General features: G+C 63.3%; 19 protein-coding genes. 2 read left to right on the top strand and 17 right to left on the bottom strand.

From position 1 onward, the window contains the following. Nucleotides 1–29: 29 nt before the first annotated feature. The 8 genes from E1B25_RS00545 to E1B25_RS00580 all read right to left on the bottom strand — a co-directional run bounded on the left by E1B25_RS00545 (nucleotide 30) and on the right by E1B25_RS00580 (nucleotide 12652). Nucleotides 30–833 carry a DUF2189 domain-containing protein gene (locus E1B25_RS00545; protein WP_132826732.1) on the bottom strand — a complete coding sequence of 268 codons (804 nt, stop codon included), beginning with the start codon at nucleotides 831–833 and terminating at the stop codon, nucleotides 30–32. A gap of 29 nt (nucleotides 834–862) precedes the next feature. Next, complete coding sequence (locus tag E1B25_RS00550; protein WP_280960239.1) at nucleotides 863–2302, bottom strand: amidase; 1440 nt, start codon at nucleotides 2300–2302, stop codon at nucleotides 863–865. Nucleotides 2303–2379: 77 nt separating this feature from the next. Further along, nucleotides 2380–3504, bottom strand: a complete 1125-nt coding sequence (gene prfB / locus E1B25_RS00555) for a peptide chain release factor 2 (protein WP_132826734.1) — start codon at nucleotides 3502–3504, stop codon at nucleotides 2380–2382. 139 nt (nucleotides 3505–3643) lie between these two features. Continuing rightward, nucleotides 3644–5671, bottom strand: a complete 2028-nt coding sequence (locus tag E1B25_RS00560) for a calcium-binding protein (protein ID WP_132826735.1) — start codon at nucleotides 5669–5671, stop codon at nucleotides 3644–3646. Nucleotides 5672–5832: 161 nt separating this feature from the next. Next, on the bottom strand, nucleotides 5833–8385 hold the full coding sequence (locus tag E1B25_RS00565) for a penicillin-binding protein 1A (RefSeq protein ID WP_132826736.1): 2553 nt from the start codon (nucleotides 8383–8385) through the stop codon (nucleotides 5833–5835). Between the two features lie 97 nt (nucleotides 8386–8482). Next, entirely contained in the window at nucleotides 8483–10063 is a 1581-nt protein-coding gene (locus E1B25_RS22775) for a sulfotransferase (RefSeq protein WP_342635581.1), read from the bottom strand. Nucleotides 10064–10091: 28 nt separating this feature from the next. Beyond that, the gene (locus E1B25_RS00575; protein WP_132826737.1) at nucleotides 10092–11336 is read right to left on the bottom strand and encodes an N-acetylmuramoyl-L-alanine amidase; all 1245 of its coding nucleotides are present in this window, start codon (nucleotides 11334–11336) and stop codon (nucleotides 10092–10094) included. A 170-nt stretch (nucleotides 11337–11506) separates the two neighbouring features. After that, a complete protein-coding gene (locus E1B25_RS00580) occupies nucleotides 11507–12652 on the bottom strand; it encodes a pyridoxal phosphate-dependent aminotransferase (protein ID WP_132826738.1) in 1146 nt (381 codons plus the stop codon). A gap of 207 nt (nucleotides 12653–12859) precedes the next feature. Between E1B25_RS00580 and E1B25_RS00585 the strand changes: the two genes are divergently transcribed. Next, nucleotides 12860–13612, top strand: a complete 753-nt coding sequence (locus E1B25_RS00585; protein WP_132826739.1) for a DsbA family protein — start codon at nucleotides 12860–12862, stop codon at nucleotides 13610–13612. 183 nt (nucleotides 13613–13795) lie between these two features. Here E1B25_RS00585 and E1B25_RS00590 read toward each other — a convergent pair whose 3' ends face one another. The 7 genes from E1B25_RS00590 to E1B25_RS00620 all read right to left on the bottom strand — a co-directional run bounded on the left by E1B25_RS00590 (nucleotide 13796) and on the right by E1B25_RS00620 (nucleotide 20686). Next, nucleotides 13796–14776 (bottom strand): ABC transporter substrate-binding protein, encoded by a 981-nt coding sequence (locus tag E1B25_RS00590; RefSeq protein WP_132826740.1) that lies wholly within the window; start codon nucleotides 14774–14776, stop codon nucleotides 13796–13798. 78 nt (nucleotides 14777–14854) lie between these two features. After that, the gene (locus tag E1B25_RS00595) at nucleotides 14855–15703 is read right to left on the bottom strand and encodes an ABC transporter permease (RefSeq protein ID WP_132826741.1); all 849 of its coding nucleotides are present in this window, start codon (nucleotides 15701–15703) and stop codon (nucleotides 14855–14857) included. Then, complete coding sequence (locus tag E1B25_RS00600) at nucleotides 15700–16566, bottom strand: ABC transporter permease (protein ID WP_132826742.1); 867 nt, start codon at nucleotides 16564–16566, stop codon at nucleotides 15700–15702. The genes E1B25_RS00595 and E1B25_RS00600 overlap by 4 nt, the downstream gene beginning before the upstream one ends. Nucleotides 16567–16635: 69 nt before the next feature. Continuing rightward, nucleotides 16636–17475 carry an ABC transporter ATP-binding protein gene (locus E1B25_RS00605; RefSeq protein WP_132826743.1) on the bottom strand — a complete coding sequence of 280 codons (840 nt, stop codon included), beginning with the start codon at nucleotides 17473–17475 and terminating at the stop codon, nucleotides 16636–16638. 59 nt (nucleotides 17476–17534) lie between these two features. Next, on the bottom strand, nucleotides 17535–18989 hold the full coding sequence (gene hydA, locus E1B25_RS00610) for a dihydropyrimidinase (RefSeq protein WP_132826744.1): 1455 nt from the start codon (nucleotides 18987–18989) through the stop codon (nucleotides 17535–17537). 26 nt (nucleotides 18990–19015) lie between these two features. Next, complete coding sequence (locus tag E1B25_RS00615; protein ID WP_132826745.1) at nucleotides 19016–19336, bottom strand: hypothetical protein; 321 nt, start codon at nucleotides 19334–19336, stop codon at nucleotides 19016–19018. Between the two features lie 99 nt (nucleotides 19337–19435). After that, nucleotides 19436–20686 carry a Zn-dependent hydrolase gene (locus tag E1B25_RS00620; RefSeq protein WP_132826746.1) on the bottom strand — a complete coding sequence of 417 codons (1251 nt, stop codon included), beginning with the start codon at nucleotides 20684–20686 and terminating at the stop codon, nucleotides 19436–19438. Between the two features lie 180 nt (nucleotides 20687–20866). Here E1B25_RS00620 and E1B25_RS00625 point away from each other — a divergent pair, with 180 nt between their 5' ends. After that, nucleotides 20867–21478 (top strand): TetR family transcriptional regulator C-terminal domain-containing protein, encoded by a 612-nt coding sequence (locus tag E1B25_RS00625; RefSeq protein WP_132826747.1) that lies wholly within the window; start codon nucleotides 20867–20869, stop codon nucleotides 21476–21478. An 83-nt stretch (nucleotides 21479–21561) separates the two neighbouring features. Here E1B25_RS00625 and preA read toward each other — a convergent pair whose 3' ends face one another. Both preA and E1B25_RS00635 read right to left on the bottom strand, forming a co-directional pair. Continuing rightward, on the bottom strand, nucleotides 21562–22869 hold the full coding sequence (gene preA, locus E1B25_RS00630) for an NAD-dependent dihydropyrimidine dehydrogenase subunit PreA (protein ID WP_132826748.1): 1308 nt from the start codon (nucleotides 22867–22869) through the stop codon (nucleotides 21562–21564). Continuing rightward, nucleotides 22870–24096, bottom strand: coding sequence for a glycosyltransferase (locus tag E1B25_RS00635; protein ID WP_132826749.1), 1227 nt, complete (start codon nucleotides 24094–24096; stop codon nucleotides 22870–22872). Nucleotides 24097–24112 lie beyond the last annotated feature (16 nt).

Below are 24112 nucleotides of genomic sequence, written 5' to 3' on the forward strand. Positions count from 1 at the left end.
CGGGCCCTCTCCCCGCGCCCTGCCCGCGCTCAGGCCGTCTCCGCACAGGGCGCCGCCGTCTGCGCCGCCCCGGTCATGCGCGCCTGCCGATAGACATGCCAACTCGCATGGCCCAACAGCGGCAACACCACCAGCAGCCCCAGAAAGCCCGGCACCATCGCGACAAAGGTCAGCCCGGCGACAAAAATGCCCCAAGCCAGCATCGGCACCGGGTTCTGTTGCACATAGGAAAAGCTGGTGATCATCGCGGTGACAAAATCCACCTCGCGATCCAGCAACAGCGGCAGCGCCAGCACCGTGATCATGTAAAGCAACAGCGCGAACAGCGCCCCCACCAGCGTGCCGACGCTCAGCATCTCGATCCCGTTCCAGCTGAGAAAAACCTCAAGCGAGGAGGTGATGTTGGTCATCGTCGAAAGCCCCAGAAACAGGGCAAAGATCATGTGGCCCAGAAAGAACCAGAACAGAAACACCACCACGATGATGGCGCAGATCGACGGCAGTTGTCGGCGGCTCTGATGCACCACCACGCCCATGATTTCACCCAGCCGCCACGATTCACCATGCTCCAACCGGTGCGACACCTCGTAAAGCCCCACCGCCGCGAACGGTCCGATCAGCGGAAATCCGATCGCCGCCAGCACCAGCCAGAACGTGGTTCCCGTGGACCAGGTGATCGCGATCATCGCCCAGCCCGCCAGCACATAGAACGCCGCAAAGACCAGCCCACAAAGCGGTGCGCGCCGCATATCGCGCCAGCCGCAAGCCAGCGCCTGACGCAGCATCGCCCCCGTCATCGGGCGCAGCGGCGGTACGCCATGTTTTTTTTCCATCCCTTTTGATCCTCCTCCCTGTTATTTCGTTACATCGCCGGTGCCTTTTGTGGCCAACCGGTCGCCTCGTGATAGGCCGCCCCCAAGGCCAATAGCCGCGCATCACTGCCGCGCGGGCCAAAGATCTGCACCCCCATCGGCACCCCTTGCGCGCCAAACCCCGCCGGTGCGGCAAGACAGGGCAGCCCCAGCAAGCTCACCGGGATCATCACCTCCATCCAGCGGTGATAGGTATCCATCTCCTGCCCCGCGATCGAGGTCGGATAGGGCTGCGCCACGTCGAACGGCCAGACCTGCGCCGATGGCAGCACCAGCGCGTCATAGTCCTCGAACAAGGCCGCCGCCCGCTTGAACCAGTCCGAGCGCAGGACGCTGGCGCGGTGCACCTCCATCGCGCTCAAAGCCATGCCGCGCTCGGCCTCCCAGCGAGCGCTGTCCTTAAGTTGGGCGCGTTGATCGGGCTGTTCCATCATCGGCGCCAGCCCGGCCCCCACCTGCCACGACCGCAGCGTGGTCCAGCTGTCCCAGATCTTTTCCGCCGGGAAGGGCGGCGCCAGCGCCTCAACATGGCACCCCATCGCCTCAAAGCTGCGCAGCGCGCCCTCGCAACACTCCATCACGCCCGCCTCCATCGGATAGGCCCCGCCCCAATCGCCGAGCCAGCCGATGCGCAGCCCCTTGGGATCGCAAGGCTCCAGCGGTGCGATGGGCTCGTGACGCATCCCATGCGGCTGGCGCGGATCTGGCCCGGCGATCACATCGAGCAAAAGCGCGATATCCTGCGGGCTGCGCGCCATCGGGCCCAGCGTCGACAACTGGTGCAGAAAGGTGTCGCCCAAAGGCTCTGACGGCACCAGCCCCCAGCTTGGACGATAGCCATAGACGTTGTTCCATGCCGCCGGGTTGCGCAGGCTGCCCATCATGTCAGAGCCGTCGGCCAGTGCCAGCATCCCGGTGGCCAGCGCCACCGCCGCCCCGCCCGAAGACCCGCCGCAACTGAGCGTCGGATCATAGGGGTTCACCGTGGCGCCATAGACCGGGTTGAAGGTGTGCGATCCCAGACCGAATTCCGGCACATTGGTCTTGCCGATGAAAATGGCCCCCGCCGCGCGCATCCGCGCCGCGATCAGCTCGTCCCGCTTGGGCACGAAATCGGCCAACAGGGGCGAGCCCTTGGTCGTAGGCAGGCCGGCCACATCGGCCAGATCCTTGACCGCGACCGGCAGCCCGTGCAGCGGCCCGCGCCACGGCCCCGCGTCGGCGGCACGCGCGGCCGCCATCAGCGCATCAGCATCCTGCAAGGCGACGATGGCATTGAGCTGCGGGTTGACGTCTGCGATGCGCGCCAGCGTGGCCTGCATCAATTCGGCAGCAGAAAGCCGCCCAGAGGAAAGATCGGCCAGAATCGTGCTGGCGCTTTGTCGGGTCAAAGTCATGAGGTGCCTGTTTCGGTGTCGGTTCGACGTCAGCCTAGCCGCTGCCCGAAATCAAGCAAACATATTGTTGAGCCACATATTTTAGCGGCTCCTCCCAACCCGCGCGGGGATCAGCCCTCGCCCTGGGCCTCGGCGCGGCTTTTTCCGGCAGCGTCCATTGCCAGCGTGGCGGCCATGAACCCGTCCAGATCGCCGTCGAGCACGCCCTTGGTGTCCGAAGTCTCATGCGAGGTGCGCAGATCCTTGACCATCTGATAGGGTTGCAACACGTAGGAGCGGATCTGATTGCCCCAACCGGCATCGCCCTTGGCCTCATGCGCGGCGTTGATATCGGCGTTGCGCTTGTCGAGTTCCAGCTGATACAGCCGCGATTTCAGCGCCTTCATGGCGATGTCGCGGTTCTGGTGCTGCGATTTCTCGGAACTGGTCACCACGATGCCGGTGGGATGGTGGGTAATCCGCACCGCCGAGTCGGTGGTGTTCACGTGCTGTCCGCCCGCGCCCGAGGAGCGGTAAGTATCAATACGGATATCACCGGGGTTCACGTCGATATCGATATTGTCATCGACCACCGGATAGACCCAGACCGAGGCAAAAGAGGTTTCGCGCGTCCCCTTGCCAAACGGCGAGATGCGGACCAGCCGATGCACACCGCTTTCCGATCGCAGCCAGCCATAGGCGTTATGTCCCGAAATCTTGTAAGCGCAGGATTTGATCCCGGCCTCAGAGCCCGCTTCCTCGGATTGCAACTCGACCTTGTAGCCACGTTTTTCGGCCCAACGCACATACATCCGCTGCAACATCTGCGCCCAGTCACAGGCCTCGGTGCCGCCGGCCCCGGCGTTGATCTCAAGGAAGGTGTCATTGCTGTCGGCCTCGCCGTTCAGCAGCGCCTCCAGCTCTTTCTGAGCCGCCTTGTCCCGGAGCGCGCTAAGCGCCGCTTCGGCGTCCTGAACGACCTCGTCGTCCTCTTCCATCTCGCCCAGTTCGATCATCTCGACATTGTCGTTCAGATCACGCTTGATCGTGTCATAGATCTCCAACGCGTCGACCAGCATCTGACGCTCGCGCATCAGCGCTTGCGCAGCCTGCGGATCGTCCCACAGGTTGGGGTCCTCAACGCGGGCGTTGAATTCCTCCAGCCGGTGCTGCGCGGTCTCATGGTTCATCCGCTGGGCCAGCAGGTCCAGCGATTTCTCGATCTCGGCAACGGTGTTCTGCGTCTCGGCGCGCATGGGACGTCCTGCAATACTGCGTGAATTGAATGTGGGTGATAGACCAGCCCCGACATGCGGGCAAGGTGGCTGGTCCGCAAAAAGGCGGAAACGGCCATCACCTTGGGGCGGTGGCCATTCCCCATACGGCACGAACGGATCAGAACAGGAAGTCGTCCGCAGCCAGATCAGCGGCCTCAACGCCCATAAACTTGATCATTTTCCCCTCGGCCAAGATGAACGCCCCGTCGCCGCCATCCTCCAATACCTTGGTCACCTGCTTGAAACGGTTCAGCGATCCAAAGTCCGAAAAATCGACCTTGTCCTTGCCCGGCGTGAAATCGCGTATCTTGAGATAGAGGCTGTCGTCGTCGAAGACGAAGGTATCTGCGCCGGCGCCGCCTTTCGCGGTATCGAAGCCGGAGCCGGAAATGAGGATGTCATCTCCCCTCCCGCCAAACAGGAGATCGCCGCCATCGAAGCCGTCCTCCTTGCCGGCGATCAGAACATCGTCTCCCGCGCCGCCCTCAAGCCGGTCACGTCCCACGCCCGCCAGCAGGGTATCATCGCCGGTACCGCCCAGCAGCTGGTCGTTGCCGCCGCCACCCTCCAGCCGGTCGTTCCCGCCCTTGCCCTCCAGCTGGTCCTTGCCGCGTCCACCTTCAAGACTGTTGGCCCCATCGTCCCCCACCAGCACATCCTTGTAGTTCGAGCCGATCAGGTTTTCGATCGTCCGCAGGATATCCCCCCGCGCATCGCCGCCCTCCCCCAGACCGGTGCCCAGGTTCACCTCGACAGCCGCCGAAGATCCGGCATAGCTGGCCGTGTCCTTGCCATTGCCCCCCACCATCAGGTCGGCACCAAGGCCCCCTTGCAGCAGATCGGCCCCATTGCCCCCGAACAGCCGGTCGGCCCAATTGCCCCCCCACAGATCATCGGCCCCGGCACCGCCCTTGAGCACATCGCGCCCGATCCCGCCTTTCAGCAGATCCTTGCCCCCCAGTCCGAACAGCCGATCATTGCCGGCTAGTCCCAGCAACACATCGTCCCCGGCCGCGCCTTTGAGCAGATCCTTGCCACCGCCAATCTCCATCGAAAACATGGCAATATCTTCATGTGGCCAGCCGCCGCCATCGCTCAGCAGGAAAGAATGGCCCTCCACCTCGGCAAAGTTCAAACCGTCGGCGGCCTCTCCATACGTCTCGTCCACCAGCTCCTGCGCCAGTGACAGCGTCCCATCCGCGCCAATGCCGTAAAGCCGCAGCGCGTTGTCATCCTGATCGATCACCGCCAGCATCTGAATGCCGTCAAGTTCGATCACCTCCACAGCCCCTAGATCGAAGAAGCCGGGGTCCAGATCGAGCGACGACACCTCGCCCAACACGCCCGCAGCATCGCTCTGGTAGACAAGGAACCTGTCATTCCGGCTGTCGTAGCCGACCAGATAATCTGTTCCCCCGGCCGACAGGACGGAGAGTTTGGCAAGCTCGCTGCGCCCCGGGATTTCCATCTTCGACAACTGGCTGGGCACACCGTCAGCGTCCATCGCGAAACTGACGATCCCGCTGGTCGATTTAGAGCCGCCGCCCCCCTTCACCCAATGGGTGAACAGCAGCGTCTGATCACCGATCTGCAGCGCCGTCGCCCCGACGATCTGCTCAAGCTCGGGCACCTCGGAATAATCGACGCTGGCGGCGAAGGACATATCGCCATTGGTTTCCAGCGCGAAGACCGACAGCGTCTCTGCCCCCGTTACGGCGAAATACGGACTGCCCTCGATCTTGAACGGAACAACATCTTGAACGTACTCGAAATCATAGCCGTCCTTGTTCCCCACCAGATCGCCAAACCGCAGCTCCCCCGCGTGATCGCCCGACTTGACGATGCGATAGGAGGCGACCCAAGAGCTGGAGGGGTCGGCCATCAACAGAAAGTTTTTCCCCCTGTGCGTGACCAGCGTGGACAGACCATCTTCGTTGGGCATGCCCTCGGACGCGCCCCCAAGCGCATTGAACCGGCCATCTGCGTCCAGTTCAAAGATCGGCGTACCGCCATCCGTCGTGCCGCTGAGGTAAACCAGTGTCTTGCCGTCCACATCTGCCACAGCAACATCGCGATGCTTCATGGTCGAGGTCAGGCGATAGCCTTCAAGCACATCAGAAACTTCAAAAGGGCCGACAGAAATCATTTATGACATCCACTTCTTAAAAATCGCAGTCGCCCAAAGTACTACAAAACGGGCAGCAAAGGACGCAAGATTAAAGAAATGAACCGGATGCGTTCCGCGCGCTCCGGCGCAGGGGTTGCCCCCAACGGGGCAACCGAGGTGCGGTCAAGGACAACAGGGCCTTAGTACAACCCGCCCGAACTGACGGTTCCGAAATTCGCCTTCGGTCCGACCGTCACCGTTCCGCCGCCCGAGGTGATCACCTGACGACCGCCCCCGCTGACCTCTTCGAACAGCGGCAGGTTCGACCCCATGGCAAAGCCGCCGTCATAGGCCAGACCAAAGATCGGCTCTTCGCCGTCACGGAAATATTCCGCCACCACATATTGCCCGCTGGCGTCATCCGGCAGCCGGGCCCCGGTATAGCGGTCGATCTTGATGAAGTGACCGCCCGGCGGCACCTTGAACGGGCCGCCGCCGAATTTCTTGACCGCCTTTTCCATGAACGACTGGAACACCGGCCCGCACATCGAGGCCCCATAGGCCCCCCGCCCCAGCGGACGCGGCCGGTCATAGCCGATATAACAGCCGGCGACGATATTGCTGGTGAACCCGATGAACCAGACGTCGCGCGCCTCGTTGGTGGTGCCGGTCTTGCCGGCGGTGGGCACCGGCAGGTTGACCGCACCGCTGGCGGTGCCGCGCTCGACCACGCCGCGCATCATCGAGGTCAGCTGATAGGCGGTGATCGCATTCATCACCCGGGTCCGGTTCGACAGGATGCGCGGGGGCTGCCCCGGCGGCAGCGTCGCCACATCACAATCGGCACAGGCGCGCTTGTCATGACGATAGATCGTCTTGCCAAACCGATCCTGAATCCGGTCAACCAGCGTCGGCTCCACCCGTTCGCCGCCATTGGCGAACATCGCATAGGCCGCCACCATCCGGTACAGCGTGGTTTCTTCCGAACCCAGCGAGTTGGCCAGATACGGACCCATCTCGTCATAGACACCAAAGCGTTCGGCATAGCTTGCCACCACCGGCATGCCGACCTCTTGCGCCAGACGGATGGTCATCAGGTTCCGGCTCATCTCGATGCCGGTGCGCATGGGGGTCGGCCCATAGAACTTGTTCGACGAATTGCGCGGTCGCCACAGCCCCTGCGGCGTGTCGATCTCGATCGGCGCGTCGACCACGATGGTGGCGGGGGTATAACCACTGTCAAGCGCGGCGGCATAGACGAAAGGTTTGAACGACGAACCCGGTTGGCGCATCGCCTGAGTGGCACGATTGAACACCGTGTCCTGATAGGAAAAACCGCCCTGCATCGCGATCACCCGGCCGGTATTGACGTCCATCGCCATAAAGCCGCCCTGCACCTCGGGCACCTGACGCAGCGTCCATCGGATGAACGCGCCGTCCTTGTCGGCGACCATCCGGCGCACCAGCACCACATCGCCAAGCTCCAGCAGATCGCCAGCCACGCGGGCCTTCTTCGCCAGCTTGCCGTCGTCCAGCCGCTTGCGCGCCCAAAGCACGTCCTTGGCGGGGATCCAGTCGCCCCCCTCGGCCACGTCGACCCCCTCGATCCCGATGCGGGCGTCGTTCTTGCCGACCTCCAGCACCACGGCCAGATGCCACGGGGCGCTCAACGTCACGTCGCGCGGCGCCTTCATCTCGGACAGGGCGGCGCGCCAGCTTTCCTCGGTTGCCAGCTTGTCCGCCGGGATCTGGCCAAGCGTGCCATGCCAGACACCCCGGCCGCGATCGTATTTCTCAAGCTCTTCGCGCAGCGACCGGGCCGCTTCGACCTGCATCTCGCGATCGACGGTGGCCCGCACGGTAAACCCGCCGGTAAAGAATTCGCCCTCGCCGAAATCTTCGCTCAACTGGCGGCGAATTTCGTCGGTGAAATAATCACGCGGCGGCAGCGCTGTGCGAAAGCTCTGGAAATCACCATTCTGGACCGAGCGCAGTGGCAGCGCCACCTCGTGTTCGTACACCGCCGGGGTGATGATGCCGTTCTCTTTCATTTCCCGCAGCACATAATCGCGGCGCTGGCGCAACCGCGCCTTGTTGCGCACCGGATGGAAATCCGACGGCGCCTTGGGCATCGAGGCCAGGAACGCGGCCTCATGCGGGGCCAGTTCGCCCAACGTCTTGTTGAAATAGGTCTGCGCCGCTGCCGTCACCCCGTAGGAGTTCTGGCCCAGAAAGATCTCGTTGAGATAGAGCTCAAGGATCTTTTCCTTGTCCAGCGTGTTCTCCAGCCGCGCCGCCAGAACGATTTCCTTGATCTTGCGCGCGATCTTGCGATCGCCCGACAGCAGAAAGTTCTTCATGACCTGCTGGGTGATCGTCGACGCCCCGCGCACGGTCTTGCCGCGCGTGCGAACAGCCTCGAACGCCGCCACCGCGATCCCGCGCGGATCATAGCCCTTGTGCTGATAGAAGTTCTTGTCCTCGGCCGAGATAAAGGCCTGCTTGATCAGGTCGGGAATCTCGTCAGAGGGGGTGAACAACCGCCGCTCCTGCGCGAATTCGTCGATCAGCGCCCCCTCGCCGGAATAAATCCGGCTGATGGTGGCCGGGCGGTACTGCGCCAGCGCCTCGTGGCTGGGCAGATCGCGGGCATACATCCAGAACACGCCACCGACGCCAAGCGCCACCATGAAGATGCTCAGCGTAATCAGGCTGAAGATCGCCCCAAAGAAAGAGAAGATAAACCGAAGCACTGTGAAGCCTTTTCTCGCGCAATCTCTGCTATATAGGGTGCCGGACCCAAGGGGTCAAAACAGGAACCGGCAAATTGATGCCGGTCGTGGGGGCAACTCAGCCGCGCAGAAGCTCGATATCGGGCATCGCGGCGATCTGGTCAAGATCCGCATCATAGCGCGCCTGCCAGCGCTGGCTCTCCTCCTGCGGGAAACGGGCGAATCCGAGATCGCTGCGGTCCCCGGCATGGGCCGCGACCAGCGCGTCGATTTCGGATTGCGGCAGCCTCCCCCCGACCTCGGCAAACCGCGCCTGCACCGCCTCCAGCGCCCGGTCGGTGGCGCTGAGGTTGACGATCCGGTCCGGCTCGCGCAGCTCCTGCGCTGTGGTATCGGGCAGCAACCGCGCCAGCAGATCGCGGCTTTGGCCCCTCTGGGCATAATCCACGACGGTGAACCGCTGCGGCCTGAGCTGGTCGCGCAACAGCGCAATCAACGCGGGCCAGCCCCGGTCAAGCCCATCCAGTTGCGCCCGCAGCACGTCAAAGCCCGGCACCGGGCGTTGCACCGCCCGTTTGCGATGGCAGGAGACAAAGAACCCGGCATACTCGCGCACGACATAGACCAGATGCGCAATCGGCCCGTTTTCCGCCCCCCCCAACGCCTGCGCCAGCACCTGCGCCCGAGCCTCGGCTGCGGGGAAAAACCGCCCGTTATAAAGGTGCATCATCCGCCCCGGCACATTTTCCTCTGACAGGATCAGCCGTCCCTGCCCCGCCGCCACGCGCTCGATCTCGTCACGCGCCGCCTCGGTCAGCTGTGCGATCTGCCCGCCCGCATGGCGCGGCTCCGGCAGTTTCAGCCGCAGCGTGCCGCCCGGCGCGCCATCGCGCGAGGAATAGCCCAGGGCATAGCCTTTGGAGCCTAGCAGATCGCGGTTCTCATCAAGGCAAAGCTGCAGGCTGGAACTGCCGGTGCGATGACCGCCCGCATGCAGATAGGTCTGGCGCGCCGGCTTGGCCCCGCGGACCGGCGCCGGGGCCGCCAGCGTTTCCGCCTCGGCTTGATCCGCCTCCTCGGCATCGCGATCCTTTACATTGGCCTTGCCCCACCACGGCAGATCCATCCCGAGGAAGGCCCCGATCTTCTGCGGTGCCTCGGGGTCGGTCAGGTCGTATTCCAGAAAATCAGGATCACCGGCGAAGATCCTTCGGCAAAAGGCGTAGTGCCCCTCGATCCAGCGCATCAACTGCTCCGGCGTGCCGCCATAGCCCGCCGGAAGCCCCGGGATATTCTGTTGCGGCAGCCGTGTGCGGCCCAGATTGGACCAACCCAGCATGGAGTTCACCAACGCCGCCGGATCGCGATGGCTCAGCAGGAACTTCACCCCGGGATGGTGCCGCCGGATCGCGTCAAGCAAGCCCCAGTCCATCTGCGGCCAAAGCGACAACCCCTTTGACGCCACGCTCATCTCGGTCACCGCGTCGAACTCATCAAGCAAGGCCAGCGGATCGCCGGTCTCGTAATACCCCCGATACAGATGATCGCCGACAAAGCCCGACAGGATCCGGCGATCTTCGGTCTGGCCCTTGCGGATGCGCCAGTCAGCAACGCGAAGCCCCGCCTTGTCCAGCGCCACGCCCAGCGTGGTGGTGCCCGATTTCGGCAAGCCCAGATTGATGATGCGCAAACGGCTCATACCCTGTCCTTTCGGCCCTCGGCGGCGCTCATTGCCGCACCAGCGCGCGGCGCGCCACATCGGTCTTGCGCCAATTCAGCACCCCGTTGCGGATGCCGCTGGCAATTGTGGAGCGCCACTCCGGGTCGCGCAGATTGCGCAGATCACGCGGGCTCGACAGGAACCCCACCTCGATCAGCACCGAGGGAATATCAGCAGCCTTGAGCACCGAAAACGCGGCCGAGCGTTTTGGCCGCCGGTTCATCGGCCCGCCCATATTGGTCATGCCCGAAATCAACGCGCTGGCCAGCGCCTCGGTCCGGGGTCGGGTCTCCTGCCGCGCGAGATCAAGCATGATGTCCGTCACCTCGTCATCCGCCGCGCTCAGATCCACCCCCGCCAGCAGGTTGGCGCGATCGTGCCGCTCTGCCAGCAACGCACTGGCCTTGTCCGAGGCCGACTTCGCCAGCACATAGACCGTGGCCCCATGCGCCAGCCCTTCCGACAGCGAATCGGCATGCAGCGACAGGAACACATCCGCCCCCGCCTGATGCGCCAGCGCCACCCGCCGCTCCAGCGACACGAACCGGTCATCGTCGCGGGTCATCACCACCTCGAACCCGCCCGAGCGCAGCAGCACCTCGCGCAGCTCGCGCGCCAATGTCAGCATCAGGTCCTTTTCGCTGGAGGTACCAACCTCGGCCCCCGGATCAATGCCGCCATGGCCGGGGTCGATCACCACCAGCAGCGGCGCATCGGGATCGCGCGTCACCCGTCCCGGCAGCGGTGCCGGGACCGGCAAATCCCAGCGCGGATCATAGGGCGGGCCGGCGGTCGCGGCGAAATCCTCGGGTGAGACCGGTTTGAGCCGCACCGCCAGATGCGCCGCCGCCGTCACCGCGTCGATCTTCAGCCCGGCCTGCGTCACCGCCATCGGCCCGGCCAGTTCCAACACCATGCGCGACCAGCCGGGCACATAGGCACCGAACTGCGCCTTCCGGATGCGGTCGGTTTGCACCAGCGCCCCGGATTTGAGCCCGCTCCAGTCCACCTCCTGAAAATCCAGCACCAGCCGCGGCGGCCCGTCCAGCGTGAACAGCCGATAGGGCACGCCTTGGCTCAGATGCAGGTCGATGCCGACCTCGCGGCGGCTCGCGGCGGTGATCCGGCTCTGCTCCGCATCGATCCGCGCCAGCCCGGAAAACTCCTGCGCCGGGGCCGGGCCCGCCAAGGCCCAGATCGCGGCCAAAATCGTCAAAATCCTGCCAGTCACACGCACCGCCCGCTCTCTCATCACACCCCTGCCGTCACGTCGCGGACCGCTTGCCCCACGATAGCCCAGCGCAGCGGGCTTGGGAATGTCGGAATTCGCCTGCAGCGGGAATGCAGGCCGGGGGCCCTGCCCCCGCTGCGGCTGCGCCGCACCCCCGGAGTATTTTGGGCCAGAAAAAGGTGAAAGAGCCCTTAGCCCCGCGCCTGCATGAAGCGGGCCAACCGCGCCAGCCCCTCCTCGATGTCGGCGGTCGCGCGCGCATAGGAGAACCGCAGCGTCGTCGCCCCGCGCGCCGGATCGAAATCCAGCCCCGGCGTCACCGCCACCCCCGCCTTGTCCAGAATCTCGGCGGCAAAGGCGCGGCTGTCGCTGGTGAATTCCGACACATCGGCATAGAAATAGAACGCCCCATCAGGCGGCGCGATCTTGTCGAACCCGGCCTGCGGCAGTCCCGCCTGCATCAACGCTCGGTTGGTGCGGTAGACCTCCAGATTGGCCTCCAGTTCCTCGCTGCATTCCATCGCCGCCAAGGCCGCCACCTGGCTTGCATGCGGGGCGCAGATGAACATGTTCTGCGCGATCCGCTCCAGCACCCGCACATGATCCTCGGGCACCACCATCCAGCCGACGCGCCAACCGGTCATCGAGAAATACTTGGAGAACGAGTTGATCACATAGACATCATCGCTGATCTCCAGCGCCGTCACCGCCTTTTTCTCGTATTCCAGCCCGTGATAGATCTCGTCGCTGATAAAGGCGGCGCCCTGCCCCTGCGCCGCACCGATCAAGGCGCCAAGCGCCTCATGGTCCAGCATCGTGCCGGTGGGATTGGCGGGCGAGGCCACCATAAGCCCGGCCAGATCCATCCCGGCGAAATCCGCCGCCACCGGCTGATAGCGGTTCTTTGGCGCGGTGGGCAGATCGACAGGCACCATCCCCAGCGCCTTGAGGATCTGCCGGTAGGATGGGTAGCCCGGCGCGCCGATCCCGACCTTGTCGCCGCTATCGAACAGCGCCGTGAACGCCAGAATGAAGGCCCCGGAGGAGCCCGGCGTGATCACCACCCGCTCCGGGTTCAAATCGACATTATACCATTCGCCATAAAGCTGCGCGATGCGCGCCCGCAGCGCCGGCAGCCCCAACGCCACGGTATAGCCCATCGCATCCTGATCCAGCGCGGTTTTCAATGCCTCAATCGCCGCTTTCGGTGCGCCGGTGCTGGGCTGACCCACCTCCATATGAATGATGTGACGCCCGGCCTCCTCGGCCTGGCGGGCGGATTCCATCACATCCATCACAATGAAGGGATCGACCTTGGATCGGGTTGAGTTTCGCATGATCTGCTCCCATGGTTGCACCATGGCTATTGAGCGTTTCTCCCCGCTGGCGTCAATCCCGGCCCCGGCGTTCTGTGAGCTCGTTCTGTGTGCGGACGCGCTGCGCCCTTGCGACGCCTTGCGCCCGCAGCTTCCCCTTGGCAAACCTTGGCAACGCGCCCGCGATGTGTTGAGTGCCCCCTGAAAGTCACCGAAAAGGAACTGACGATGATCCGATTTGCCGCCCCGGCCCTGACCGCGCTTGCCCTTTTGGCCGGCCCGGCACAGGCGCTTGACCTGACCCAGATGAGCGATGCCGAGCGCACCGCCTTTCGCGCCGAGGTGCGATCCTATCTGATGGACAATCCCGAGGTCATCCTCGAATCCGTACAGCTTCTGGAGCAGCGCCAAGCCAGCGCCGAGGCCAAGGCCGATTTCGACATGGTCGCGGACAATGCCGACGCCATCTTCAACGACGGCTTTTCCTGGGTCGGTGGCAATCCAGACGGCGACATCACCCTGGTGGAGTTCATGGATTACCGCTGTGGCTATTGCCGCAAGGCCGTGCCCGAGGTCCAGCAACTGCTGGAGCAGGACGGCAATATCCGCTTCATCGTCAAGGAATTCCCGATCCTGGGCGAAGCGTCGCTGATCTCTTCGCGCTTTGCCGTGGCGACCAAACAGGTGGCTGGCGACGACGCCTATGAACAGGCCCATACCGCCCTGCTCGACCTTCAGGGCGATCTGAGTGACGTGGTGCTGCGTCGTCTGGCCGAGGGGCTGGGTCTGGACGCCGACGCGATCCTGGCCCAGATGGACAGCGACGAGGTCACCGACGAGCTGAGCAAGACCCGCGATCTTGCACAAAAACTTCGGATCAGCGGCACCCCCACCTTTGTGCTGCAGGACGAGCTGCTGCGCGGCTACCTGCCGGTTGACCAGATGTCGGCAATCGTGACGGAAAAGCGCGCCGCCGAGTAACGGCATAAGGCCTGCACGACAGACCGGAAAGGCGCGCCCCCCAATGGGAGGCGCGCCTTTTTCTTTGGCAACTATCGTGACAGGCCTCAGGCGGGGTAAAACGCAAACCGCCCGCCCCGGATCTCCGGGACGGGCGTCAAGGGAACGGGCCAGTGAACGGCCCGCGAACACTCCCCCAAGTTCTTATTTCAGCGCTGCGTCCGAAATCTCCATCGTATAGGCGCCAACCGGTGCCGACGAGATCACAGGGTCCGAACCGCCACCCAGCAGGATTTTCACCGTGCGCTCATAGTCAGCCGGGTCCAGTGCCCCGTTCGAGCCGGCGGTCAGCTTGGCAATTTCGCTCATCATGCGCTTCTGGTGCTTTTCGGTCTGCGCACCGGATTCGTCATTGTCGAGAACGATCATCGCGGCTTCGTCCGGATGGGCCTCGGCATATTTCCAGCCTTTCATCGAGGCGCGGACAAATTTGACCATCTTCGCCTTGAAGGCTTCGTCAGCGAGATTGTCTTCCAGCACATAAAGGCCGTCTTCCAGCGTGGCGACACCTTCTTCTTCGTATTTGAAGGTCACCAGATCGTCGGGCGCGATCCCCGCATCAATGACCTGCCAATATTCGTTGTAGGTCATGGTCGAGATGCAGGCTGCCTGTTTTTGCAGCAGCGGATCGACGTTGAAGCCCTGCTTCAGAACCTCGACACCGCCCTCGGAGCCATCGGTGGGGATGCCCAGCGTCGCCATCCAGCTCAGGAACGGGTATTCGTTGCCGCCAAACCAGACGCCCAAGGTCTTGTCCTTGAAATCTTCAGGACCCTTGATGCCGCTTTCCTCAAGACAGGTCAGCATCATGCCCGAGGATTTGAACGGCTGTGCGATATTGACCAGCGCAAGGCCCTTTTCGCGGGCAGCCAGCGCCGAGGGCATCCAGTCGACGGTCACATCCGCGCCGCCACCTGCCATGACCTGGGTCGGCGAGATGTCAGGCCCACCGGGCAGGATCGTCACGTCGAGGCCTTCGTCCTTATAGAACCCCTTGTCGAGCGCCACGTAATAGCCCCCGAACTGCGCCTGGGTGACCCATTTGAGCTGCAATTTCACGTCCTCGGCATGGGCCGCGCCCACTGAGAACGCGGCCAGCGCCGCCCCGATCATCCATTTTTTCATCTTCATGTTCTCCTGTTTATGGCCGGGATTTTCCTATCCCGGCTCCGATGATAAATTATTGCCCCGCGCCCCGACGCCTCAGCGGTCGGATCGTTGCGAGGGATGCCAGAAGGTCACGGCCTTCTCCATGGCGGCCACGAGACCATAAAACCCCGTGCCTGCCAAGGCCGCGACCGTGATTTCCGACCAGACCAGCGGCATGTCCAATTGCCCCACGGCGGTCGAAATACGAAAGCCCATGCCCCGCGTCGGCGAGCCGAAAAATTCCGCCACGATGGCCCCGATCAGCGCCAGCGTGGTGGCGATCTTGAGCCCGTTGAACAGAAATGGCATCGCCGCCGGCAGCCGCAGTTTGGTCAACGCCTGCCCGTAGCTGGCCGAATAGGTCGCCATCAGATCGCGCTGCAGCGGATCGGTCTCCTTGAGACCCGCAACCATGTTCACCAGGACCGGAAAGAACACCATCACCACCACGACCGCGGCCTTTGAGTGCCAGTCAAAGCCGAACCACATCACCAGGATCGGGGCGATGCCCACGATTGGCAGGGCGGCGACGAAATTGCCCACCGGCAACAACCCGCGCTGCAGGAACGGCGAGCGGTCGATCAGCACCGCGACAAGAACAGCCGCCGTGCAGCCGATCAGATAGCCCGACAAGGCCCCTTTCAGGATCGTCTGGGCGAAATCCATCCACAGGACATCGGTGCTGTCGACGAAACGCGCGGCGATCTGGCTTGGCGCGGGCAAGATCACCGGGCTCACGTTCAAGCCCCGCACAATGCCCTCCCACAGGAACAGCAACGTCGCCCCGAACAGCGCCGGCACCAGCATCTTTGCCCACCGCGCCTGCGCGCAGCGCGCAGCGATCTGCCAGCAGGCAACGGTGGCCAAGGCCCAGAACAGCAGCGACCCAATCAGCACGCTCATTGTGCCATCCCCATCCGTTTCAGAACCACGCGTTCGATCACGCCGACCGCGACCACCAACATGCCAGCCAGTGCCGCGGCAGTGAACAGCGCGGCCCAGATCTGGATCGTCTGTCCATAATAGCTGCCCTGCAGCAACCGCGCGCCCAGTCCGGCGGTGGCCCCCGCCGGCAGTTCGGCCACGATCGTGCCGACCAGCGCCGCCGCGATCCCCACTTTCAGCGAGGCAAAGAAATAGGGCATCGAAGAGGGCAGACGCAGCTTCCAGAACGTATCCCCGCCACTGGCATTCCAGGTGCGCAACTGATCCAACTGCATCCGGTCGGGGGCGCGCAGCCCCTTCACCATGCCCACGAGGATCGGAAAGAAGCACAGCCAGGCGGCGATCAACGCCTTGGGCAACAACCCCTTGATCCCCAGACTCGCCAGAACCACGATCACCATCGGCGCGATGGCCAGGATCGGCACGGTCTGGCTGGCGATCGCCCAAGGCATCACGCTCATATCCATGGAGCGCAGATGCACGATCCCCACCGCCAGCGCGATTCCCGCCGCCGTGCCGATGACAAAGCCCAGCATCGTGGCCGAAAAGGTAATCCAGCCATGGCGCACAAGGCTGCGTTTAGAGGTCACCTTCTGCCCGGCCAGCCCCTTCCACAGCCCCTGCGCCACCTGATGCGGCGCCGGCATGACCGGACGCTCCTGCACCATGGTGGCCGCGACAAGCTGTGAAAAACTCACCTGTTCGTCGGCGCGCGCGGCCTGATCGCGCACCCATTTCGCATTCAGCGCCACCGCCGCGCAGTACCAGATCACCACGATCGCGGCGAGCACGGTCAGAACCGGAAGAACCACCTGTCTCATGACACCCGCCCCCCTGTTGCCCAAGGCATGTCCTGCGGCCCGACCGCGCGCCCGCTCCTCACTGACAGATCATTCGTCATAGGAATGCCCCGCCCGCAGCCCTTCGCGCACGCGATGGGCGATCTCGATGAACTCCGGAGTGTCGCGGATCTCCAGCGGTCGCTCCTTCGGCAATGTGCTTTCGATTACATCGGTGATCCGGCCCGGACGCGGGCTCATCACCACGATCCGGGTGCTCAGATACACCGCCTCGGGGATCGAGTGGGTCACGAAGCCGATGGTCTTGTTGGTCCGCGCCCAAAGCTTCAACAGCTGCTCGTTCAGATGGTCGCGCACGATCTCGTCCAGCGCGCCAAAGGGTTCGTCCATCAGCAGGATGTCGGCGTCAAAGGCCAGCGCGCGAGCGATGCTCGCCCGCTGCTGCATTCCGCCCGAAAGCTGCCAGGGGAATTTCTCACCAAAGCCTTCCAGATCAACCAGTTGCAGAACCTTCTGCACCCGCTCTTCCCGCTGCGCCCGACTATAGCCCATGATCTCCAGCGGCAGCATGATGTTTTTGGCGATGGTGCGCCACGGATACAGGCCCGCCGCCTGAAACACATAGCCATAGGCGCGATTGCGCCGCGCCTCGTCCGGGGTCATGCCGTTCACCGTGACGGTGCCGCCGGTGGGTTGCTCCAGCGCCGCCATCACCCGCAGAAAGGTGGTCTTGCCACAGCCCGACGGGCCGATGAAGCTGACGAAATCGCCCTTGTTGATGGTCAGGTTGACGTCCTTGAGCGCATGCACCGGGCCGTCATTGGTCTGGAACGTCAAATCCACACCTCGGGCCTCGATGACAGGGGGCGCTGCGACAGGGGGCGCTGCGACGTGCGAGGGGTCGGTCTGGGTGCTCGTTTCAGTGTTCATTGTACCGCCTTGATAAGTCGTGGATTTCGGGCCGCCCCCTTGGGCGGCCCGAGACCGGATTAAACGCCTGTGGCCGGGATGCCGCTGCGCGCGACGGGCCGCGGCGCGGTCAGATCTTTCCACTTCGACAGTGCGGTGTTGACGGTCGCATTCGGATCGCGGGCAACGAATTCGCCATGGCCTTCCTTGGCCTTCAGCTCGCCATTCTCCACCGCCACATAGCCGCGGGTCAGCACATAGCGCGGCAGCGCCGTCACCTCGATGCCCTCAAAGACGTTATAGTCGATGGAAGAGGCTTGCGCCTCAGCCGTGATGGTCTTGCCCATCCCCGGATCCATCACCACGATATCCGCATCCGCGCCCACAAGGATCGCCCCTTTCTGCGGGTAGCAGTTGAGGATTTTCGCGATATTGGTTGAGGTTACTGCCACAAATTCATTCATGGTGATCCGCCCGGTCTCGACCCCTTGGGTCCACAGAACCGGCAACCGGTCCTCCAGCCCGCCGGTGCCGTTCGGGATCTTCGAGAAATCGCCGACGCCATAGCGTTTCTGCTCGGTGGTAAAGGCGCAGTGGTCAGTCGCCACGCAAGACAGCGTACCCGAGGCCAGACCGGCCCAAAGGCTGTCCTGATGCTTCTTGTTGCGGAACGGCGGCGACATCACCCGGCGCGCGGCATGATCCCAATCCTCGTTGAAATACTCGCTCTCATCCAGCACCAGATGCTGGATCAGCGGCTCGCCCCAGACCCGCTTGCCAGCAAGCTTCGCGCGCCGGATCGCCTCATGGCTCTCCTCGCAGGAGGTATGGACCACATAGAGCGGCGCACCGGCCATATCGGCGATCATGATGGCGCGGTTGGTGGCTTCGCCCTCGACCTGGGTCGGGCGGGAATAGGCATGACCCTCGGGGCCGGTGTTGCCCTCGGCCAGCAGCTTGGCGGTCATCTCGGCGACCAGATCGCCGTTCTCGGCATGCACCAAGGGGGTCGCCCCCAGTTCGGCGCAACGCTTGAAGCTGGAGAACATCTCGTCGTCGTTCACCATCAGGCTGCCCTTGTAGGCCATGAAGTGCTTGAAGGTGTTGATGCCCTTTTCCTCGGCCACCACTTTCATCTCGTCAAAGACCTGCTCACTCCACCAGGTCACCGCCATGTGAAAGGAATAATCGCAGCAGGCGCGGGCCGATTTGTTGTCCCAGGTCTTCAGCGCATCCAGCAGGCTCTCACCCGGGCTTGGCAGCGCGAAATCGACCACCATGGTGGTGCCGCCGGCCAGCGCCGCGCGGGTGCCGGCATAGAAATCATCACTGGAATAGGTGCCCATGAAGGGCATCTCCAGATGGGTATGCGGGTCGATCCCGCCGGGCATCACGAAACAGCCTTGCGCATCAAGAATCTCATCCCCGCTCAGGTCGGGACCAATCTCGACGATCTTGCCGTCCTCGATCTTCACATCTGCCTTATAGGTCAGATCCGCAGTGACGACCGTGCCGCCCTTGATCACTTTGCTCATTCTTCATTACTCCCACGTTATTTTCGTCAGACCGAGGCATAGCACCCGATCGCATCCCCATGCACACCGATGTCGAGCGGCCCGAAATCGCTCTCGACACAGAGCGAAAAATACCCCGCCGTCGGAAGGTAGATCACCCGATAGCAGCCGTCCCCCCGCGTCACCGACCAGCATTTCTGGGTGATCCCACCAGAGAAATTCACCGTCACCAGACGCGGCGCGCGCAGGTTTTCCTTGAAGGCCGCAAGGGTCATCCGCCCCGCCCGGTCGCCCGCCGGATAGGCGGCGATTTCGCCCGCGATCAGCGTCTTGATCTGTTCCGGTACGGAATGCTCCGCCTTGTCCATCGCCGCTTTCCGGGCCCACACCCTTTTTCTGGCCTCAAATACTCCGGGGGAGTCGCGCAGGGCGCGACGGGGGCAGCGCCCCCGCCCCCGGTTTCGGGATCACTCCACGATTTCTGCCGTCTCCAACACCGCATGCAACAGCACATCCGTACTGGCCGACGCCCAATCCTTGGAAATATCCTCGGCTTCGTTATGGCTCAAACCATCGACGCAGGGGCACATCACCATGGTTGCCGGCGCCACCTTGGCGGCCCAACAGGCATCGTGACCGGCGCCCGACACCAGATCCATATGGCTATAGCCCAGCCGCTCAGCGGCATTGCGCACGTTCGCAACCAGTTCCGGCGCGAAGGTGACGGGATCGAAGTGCCCCACCGCCTCGACCGAACAGCCAACCCCCAGCCCGTCGCAGATCTTGGCGGCTTCGGCTTCGATCTTGGCGCGCATGGCGTCCAGCTTGGTCTGATCCGGCGTGCGGATATCGACGGTGAACACCACCGTCCCCGGCAGCACGTTGCGCGAATTGGGGCTGAAGGTCATCTGCCCGACACCGCCGACGGCATTGGGCTGGTTCTCCATCGCCACAACTTCCACCATCTCGAGGATCTTCGCCATGGCGAGCCCCGCATTGGTGCGCATGTTCATCGGGGTCGATCCGGTGTGCGCAGCTGTACCGGTCAGGGTGAATTCCAGCCACCACAGGCCCTGGCAATGGGTGACAACACCGATTTGCTTGTTCTCGGCCTCCAGAATCGGGCCCTGTTCGATGTGCAGCTCGTAATAGGCATGCATCTTGCGCGCGCCGACCTCTTCATCGCCGACCCAGTCGATCCGCTTCAGCTCTTCGCCATAGGTGTCGCCTTCAAGATCCTGACGGCCATAGGCATAGTCCAGCGAATGCACCCCGGCGAACACGCCCGAGGCCAGCATCGGCGGCGAGAACCGCGCGCCTTCCTCGTTGGCCCAGTTGGTCACCACGATCGGATGCTTGGTCTTGACCCCAAGGTCGTTCAGCGTGCGCACCAGTTCCAGCGCGCCCAGCACCCCCAGAACCCCGTCGTACTTGCCGCCGGTCGGCTGGGTATCAAGGTGCGAGCCGACATAGACCGGCAGCGCGTCGGGGTCTTCACCCGGACGGGTCATGAACATGGTGCCCATCTTGTCGACACCCATGGTCATGCCGGCGGCCTCACACCATTTCTGGAACAGCGCCCGCCCCTCGGCATCTTCGTCGGTCAGGGTCTGACGGTTGTTGCCACCCGCAACACCCGGGCCGATCTTGGCCATGTCCATCAGGCTGTCCCAAAGACGGTCGCCGTTGATTTTAAGATTTTGCGCCGGTGCGGCCATCGCTCGCACTCCCTTATTGATTTATTGTCTTCATGTATGATTTGACCAAACGGTCAAACACACGCTAACACGGGTGCCGCACCAGTCAAGAAATTGCCGTGGCACAAAACCCTTTCCTCGCCCTAAAAATGGGCATGGTCGAAAAAACAGGCACCTTTGCAAGAACGGAGTCACCATCCGATGCCCAAGGATCGCGCCCCAACCCGAATCCAGCAGAAAAACCGCGCCGCCATTCTTGACGCCGCGCTCGACGTGTTCTCGGCACAAGGGTTTCGCGGCGCCACCGTTGACCAGATTGCAACGGTCGCGGGGCTGAGCAAACCCAACCTGCTGTATTATTTCCCCTCCAAGGAAGCGATCCACAACGAGGTTTTGAGCCAGCTTCTGGACACTTGGCTTGATCCCCTGCGCGCGCTCGACCCGGCGGGCGATCCGCTGGAGGAAATTCTGGCCTATGTGCAGCGCAAGCTTGAGATGAGCCGCGATTACCCGCGCGAAAGTCGGCTGTTCGCCAATGAGATCGTGCAGGGGGCGCCGCGCATTCACGACGTCCTGTCCACCGATCTCAGGGCGCTGGTCGACGAAAAAGTTGCGGTGATCAAGGCTTGGAGCGACGCCGGCCGTATCGCGCCGGTGCATCCCTATCACCTGATCTTCTCGATCTGGTCGCTGACCCAGCATTACGCCGATTTCGAGGTCCAGGTGCGCGCGGTTCTGGGCGAAGAAGATCCCTTTGCCGCCACCCCGGAGTTCATGGAAACGCTCTATCGGCGACTGCTCACCCCAAACTGAGCTGAACCGGTTAGCGTCAAACCAGATTACGCCAAACCAGTTTGGGCCGAAAGGGCGGGACACGGCTGTGGCCCGCCCCATCCTCACTCTGCCGCCTGAACTGCTGACGGGTTGTTGGGATGCGTGGTCCAGTTGGCGTAATCGCCCTGCACCACCTTGCCGGTGCGCGGATCAACCTCACCCGGCGTCACCGCCTCCATGCTGATGCAGTTCTCGACCGGGCAGACTTCGACGCACAGGTTGCAGGCCACGCATTCGGCGTCGTTGACCTCGAACACCCGGTCCTCTTTCATCCAGATCGCCTGATGGCTGGTATCCTCGCAGGCGGCATAGCAGCGGCCGCATTTGATACAGGCGTCCTGATCAATCTTGGCCTTGCTGACGTAGTTCAGGTTCAGATATTTCCAATCGGTGACATTGGGCACCGCCTGACCGATGAAATCAGCGGTCGAGGTATACCCCTTTTCGTCCATCCACTGGCTCAGCCCGGCTTTCATCTCTTCGACGACGCGGAAACCATAGGTCATCGCGGCGGTGCAAACCTGCACATTGCCCGCGCCCATCACCATGAATTCCGCCGCATCGCGCCAGGTGGTCACACCGCCAATGGCGCTGATCGGCTTGCCGGTGGTTTCCGGGTCGCGGGCGATCTCGGCCACCATGTTCAGCGCGATCGGCTTCACCGCCGGGCCGCAATATCCGCCATGGGTGCCCTTGCCGTCCAGCGTCGGCTGCGGCGCCATCTGGTCCAGATCGACCGAAATGATCGAGTTGATGGTATTGATCAGCGACACCGCATCGGCATTGCCAGCAAAGGCCGCCCGCGCCGGGTTGCGAATGTCAGAGATATTCGGCGTCAGCTTCACGATCACCGGCTTGGAATAGTACTGCTTGCACCATTGCGTCACCATCTGGATGTATTCCGGCACCTGCCCCACGGCCGAGCCCATGCCGCGTTCCGCCATCCCGTGCGGGCAGCCGAAGTTCAGCTCGATCCCGTCGGCGCCGGTCTCTTCGACCAAGGGCAGGATCGCTTTCCAGCTTTCCTCGTCACAGGGCACCATCAGCGACACGATCAGCGCCCGGTCGGGATAGTCTTTTTTGACGCGGGTGATCTCTTCCAGATTGGTCTGCAACGGCCGGTCGGTGATCAGCTCGATATTGTTGAGCCCCAGCAGCCGCCGGTCAGCGCCATAGATCGCGCCATAGCGCGGCCCGTTCACGTTCACCACCGGCGGCCCTTCCGAGCCCAGCGTCTTCCACACCACACCGCCCCAGCCCGCCTCATAGGCGCGGCGTACGTTGTATTCCTTGTCGGTCGGCGGCGCCGAGGCCAGCCAGAACGGGTTGGGGCTTTTGATGCCCAAGAAATCTGTTGTTAAATCAGCCATTTATGCGGCCTCCCTATCATGTCTCAGGTTATCTCTGATTATTTTTGCCCGATGCGCGAAGACCTGGCTCCGCGTCAGGTGCAGACCGGATTGGCCCGCCTTTTCGATCATGTCGCGCAGCTGCGGACGGTTGGCGTTCAGCCCGGAAAGGGCCTCGGCCAAAGCGGCCACGTCACCGCGCTCCACCAGAATTCCAGCCCCCTGTTCCGCCACCAGACTTTGGGCAAAGGGGTCGCGAAACCCGACCAGCGGCGTTGCCGAAAACAGCGTCTCGATCAGGATACGCGGGGATTCATCCGTCATGTGACAGAACAGCAGAACATGGGCGCGCCGTAGAATACCCAGAACCGTGGACCGGTCCGAGACGAAACCGTGAAAGCGGATATGCTCGCTCAGGCCCAACCGGGTCGCCAAGGCGCGCATCTCTTCCAGTTGCGGCCCATCCCCGGCCCATTCGGCAACAAAGTCCACCCCGGTTCCCGCCAATCGCGCCAGCGCGTCGATCCACAGCAATCCGCCCTTCATCTGATCCGCCCGCCCGACATAGCAGATCCGGATCGGGCCTGCCCCGGCGCCCGCCAGCTTGTCGGCCAGCTGATCCTCCGGGATGCGGTCGGCCTGTTCGAGGTGGACGTCCTCGACGATCTGCGCGTTGCGGGTCAGCCCGGCAAAGCGGTCATAGACCGTCTGCCCATGCAGCAGCGCCAGATCGGCGTTCTTGAGCAATCGCGCCTCGGTCCGCGCCGTGATGCGCGATTTCAGCCCGGCCCTGGCCCGCCCCTTGACGCTGCCGTCATGCGCCGCGGCAAAGACCTGGGATTCGACCCGGTCGAACCAGATCCCATGCGGGATGCCGTGGGCATGGGCCAGCCGCGCGCCGACCACGCCCCAGTCGCCAATCCAGCCGCCAATGGCAAACAACCTGAAATCAGCCCGCCGCAACGCGTCGAGCAGGGTTTTCTGCACCGCCGATCTTGTCCGCAGATAGGTCGGCAGGTGATAGCCGTCCGGCAGTTCGATCAGCTCAAACGTTGGGGGGTCGATCCCCTCTCCGCTGACCTCGATCCATCCCGCAGGAGGCTGACCCGTCTTGCAGACCGAACAGGCGATCACCCGGTCGAAATCCTGTTGCCAGGCCTTCAACCCACTGACGGTCTGCGCCTCGACATAGAGGCGGCCTTCGTCACGATAGAAGGGCGCGCCCAAGGTCAGGAAAAGGGTGTCCAAAGTGGTGCCTCCGAAG

The sequence above is a fragment of the Antarcticimicrobium sediminis genome (genome assembly GCF_004348975.1).
Lineage (GTDB): Bacteria > Pseudomonadota > Alphaproteobacteria > Rhodobacterales > Rhodobacteraceae > Antarcticimicrobium > Antarcticimicrobium sediminis.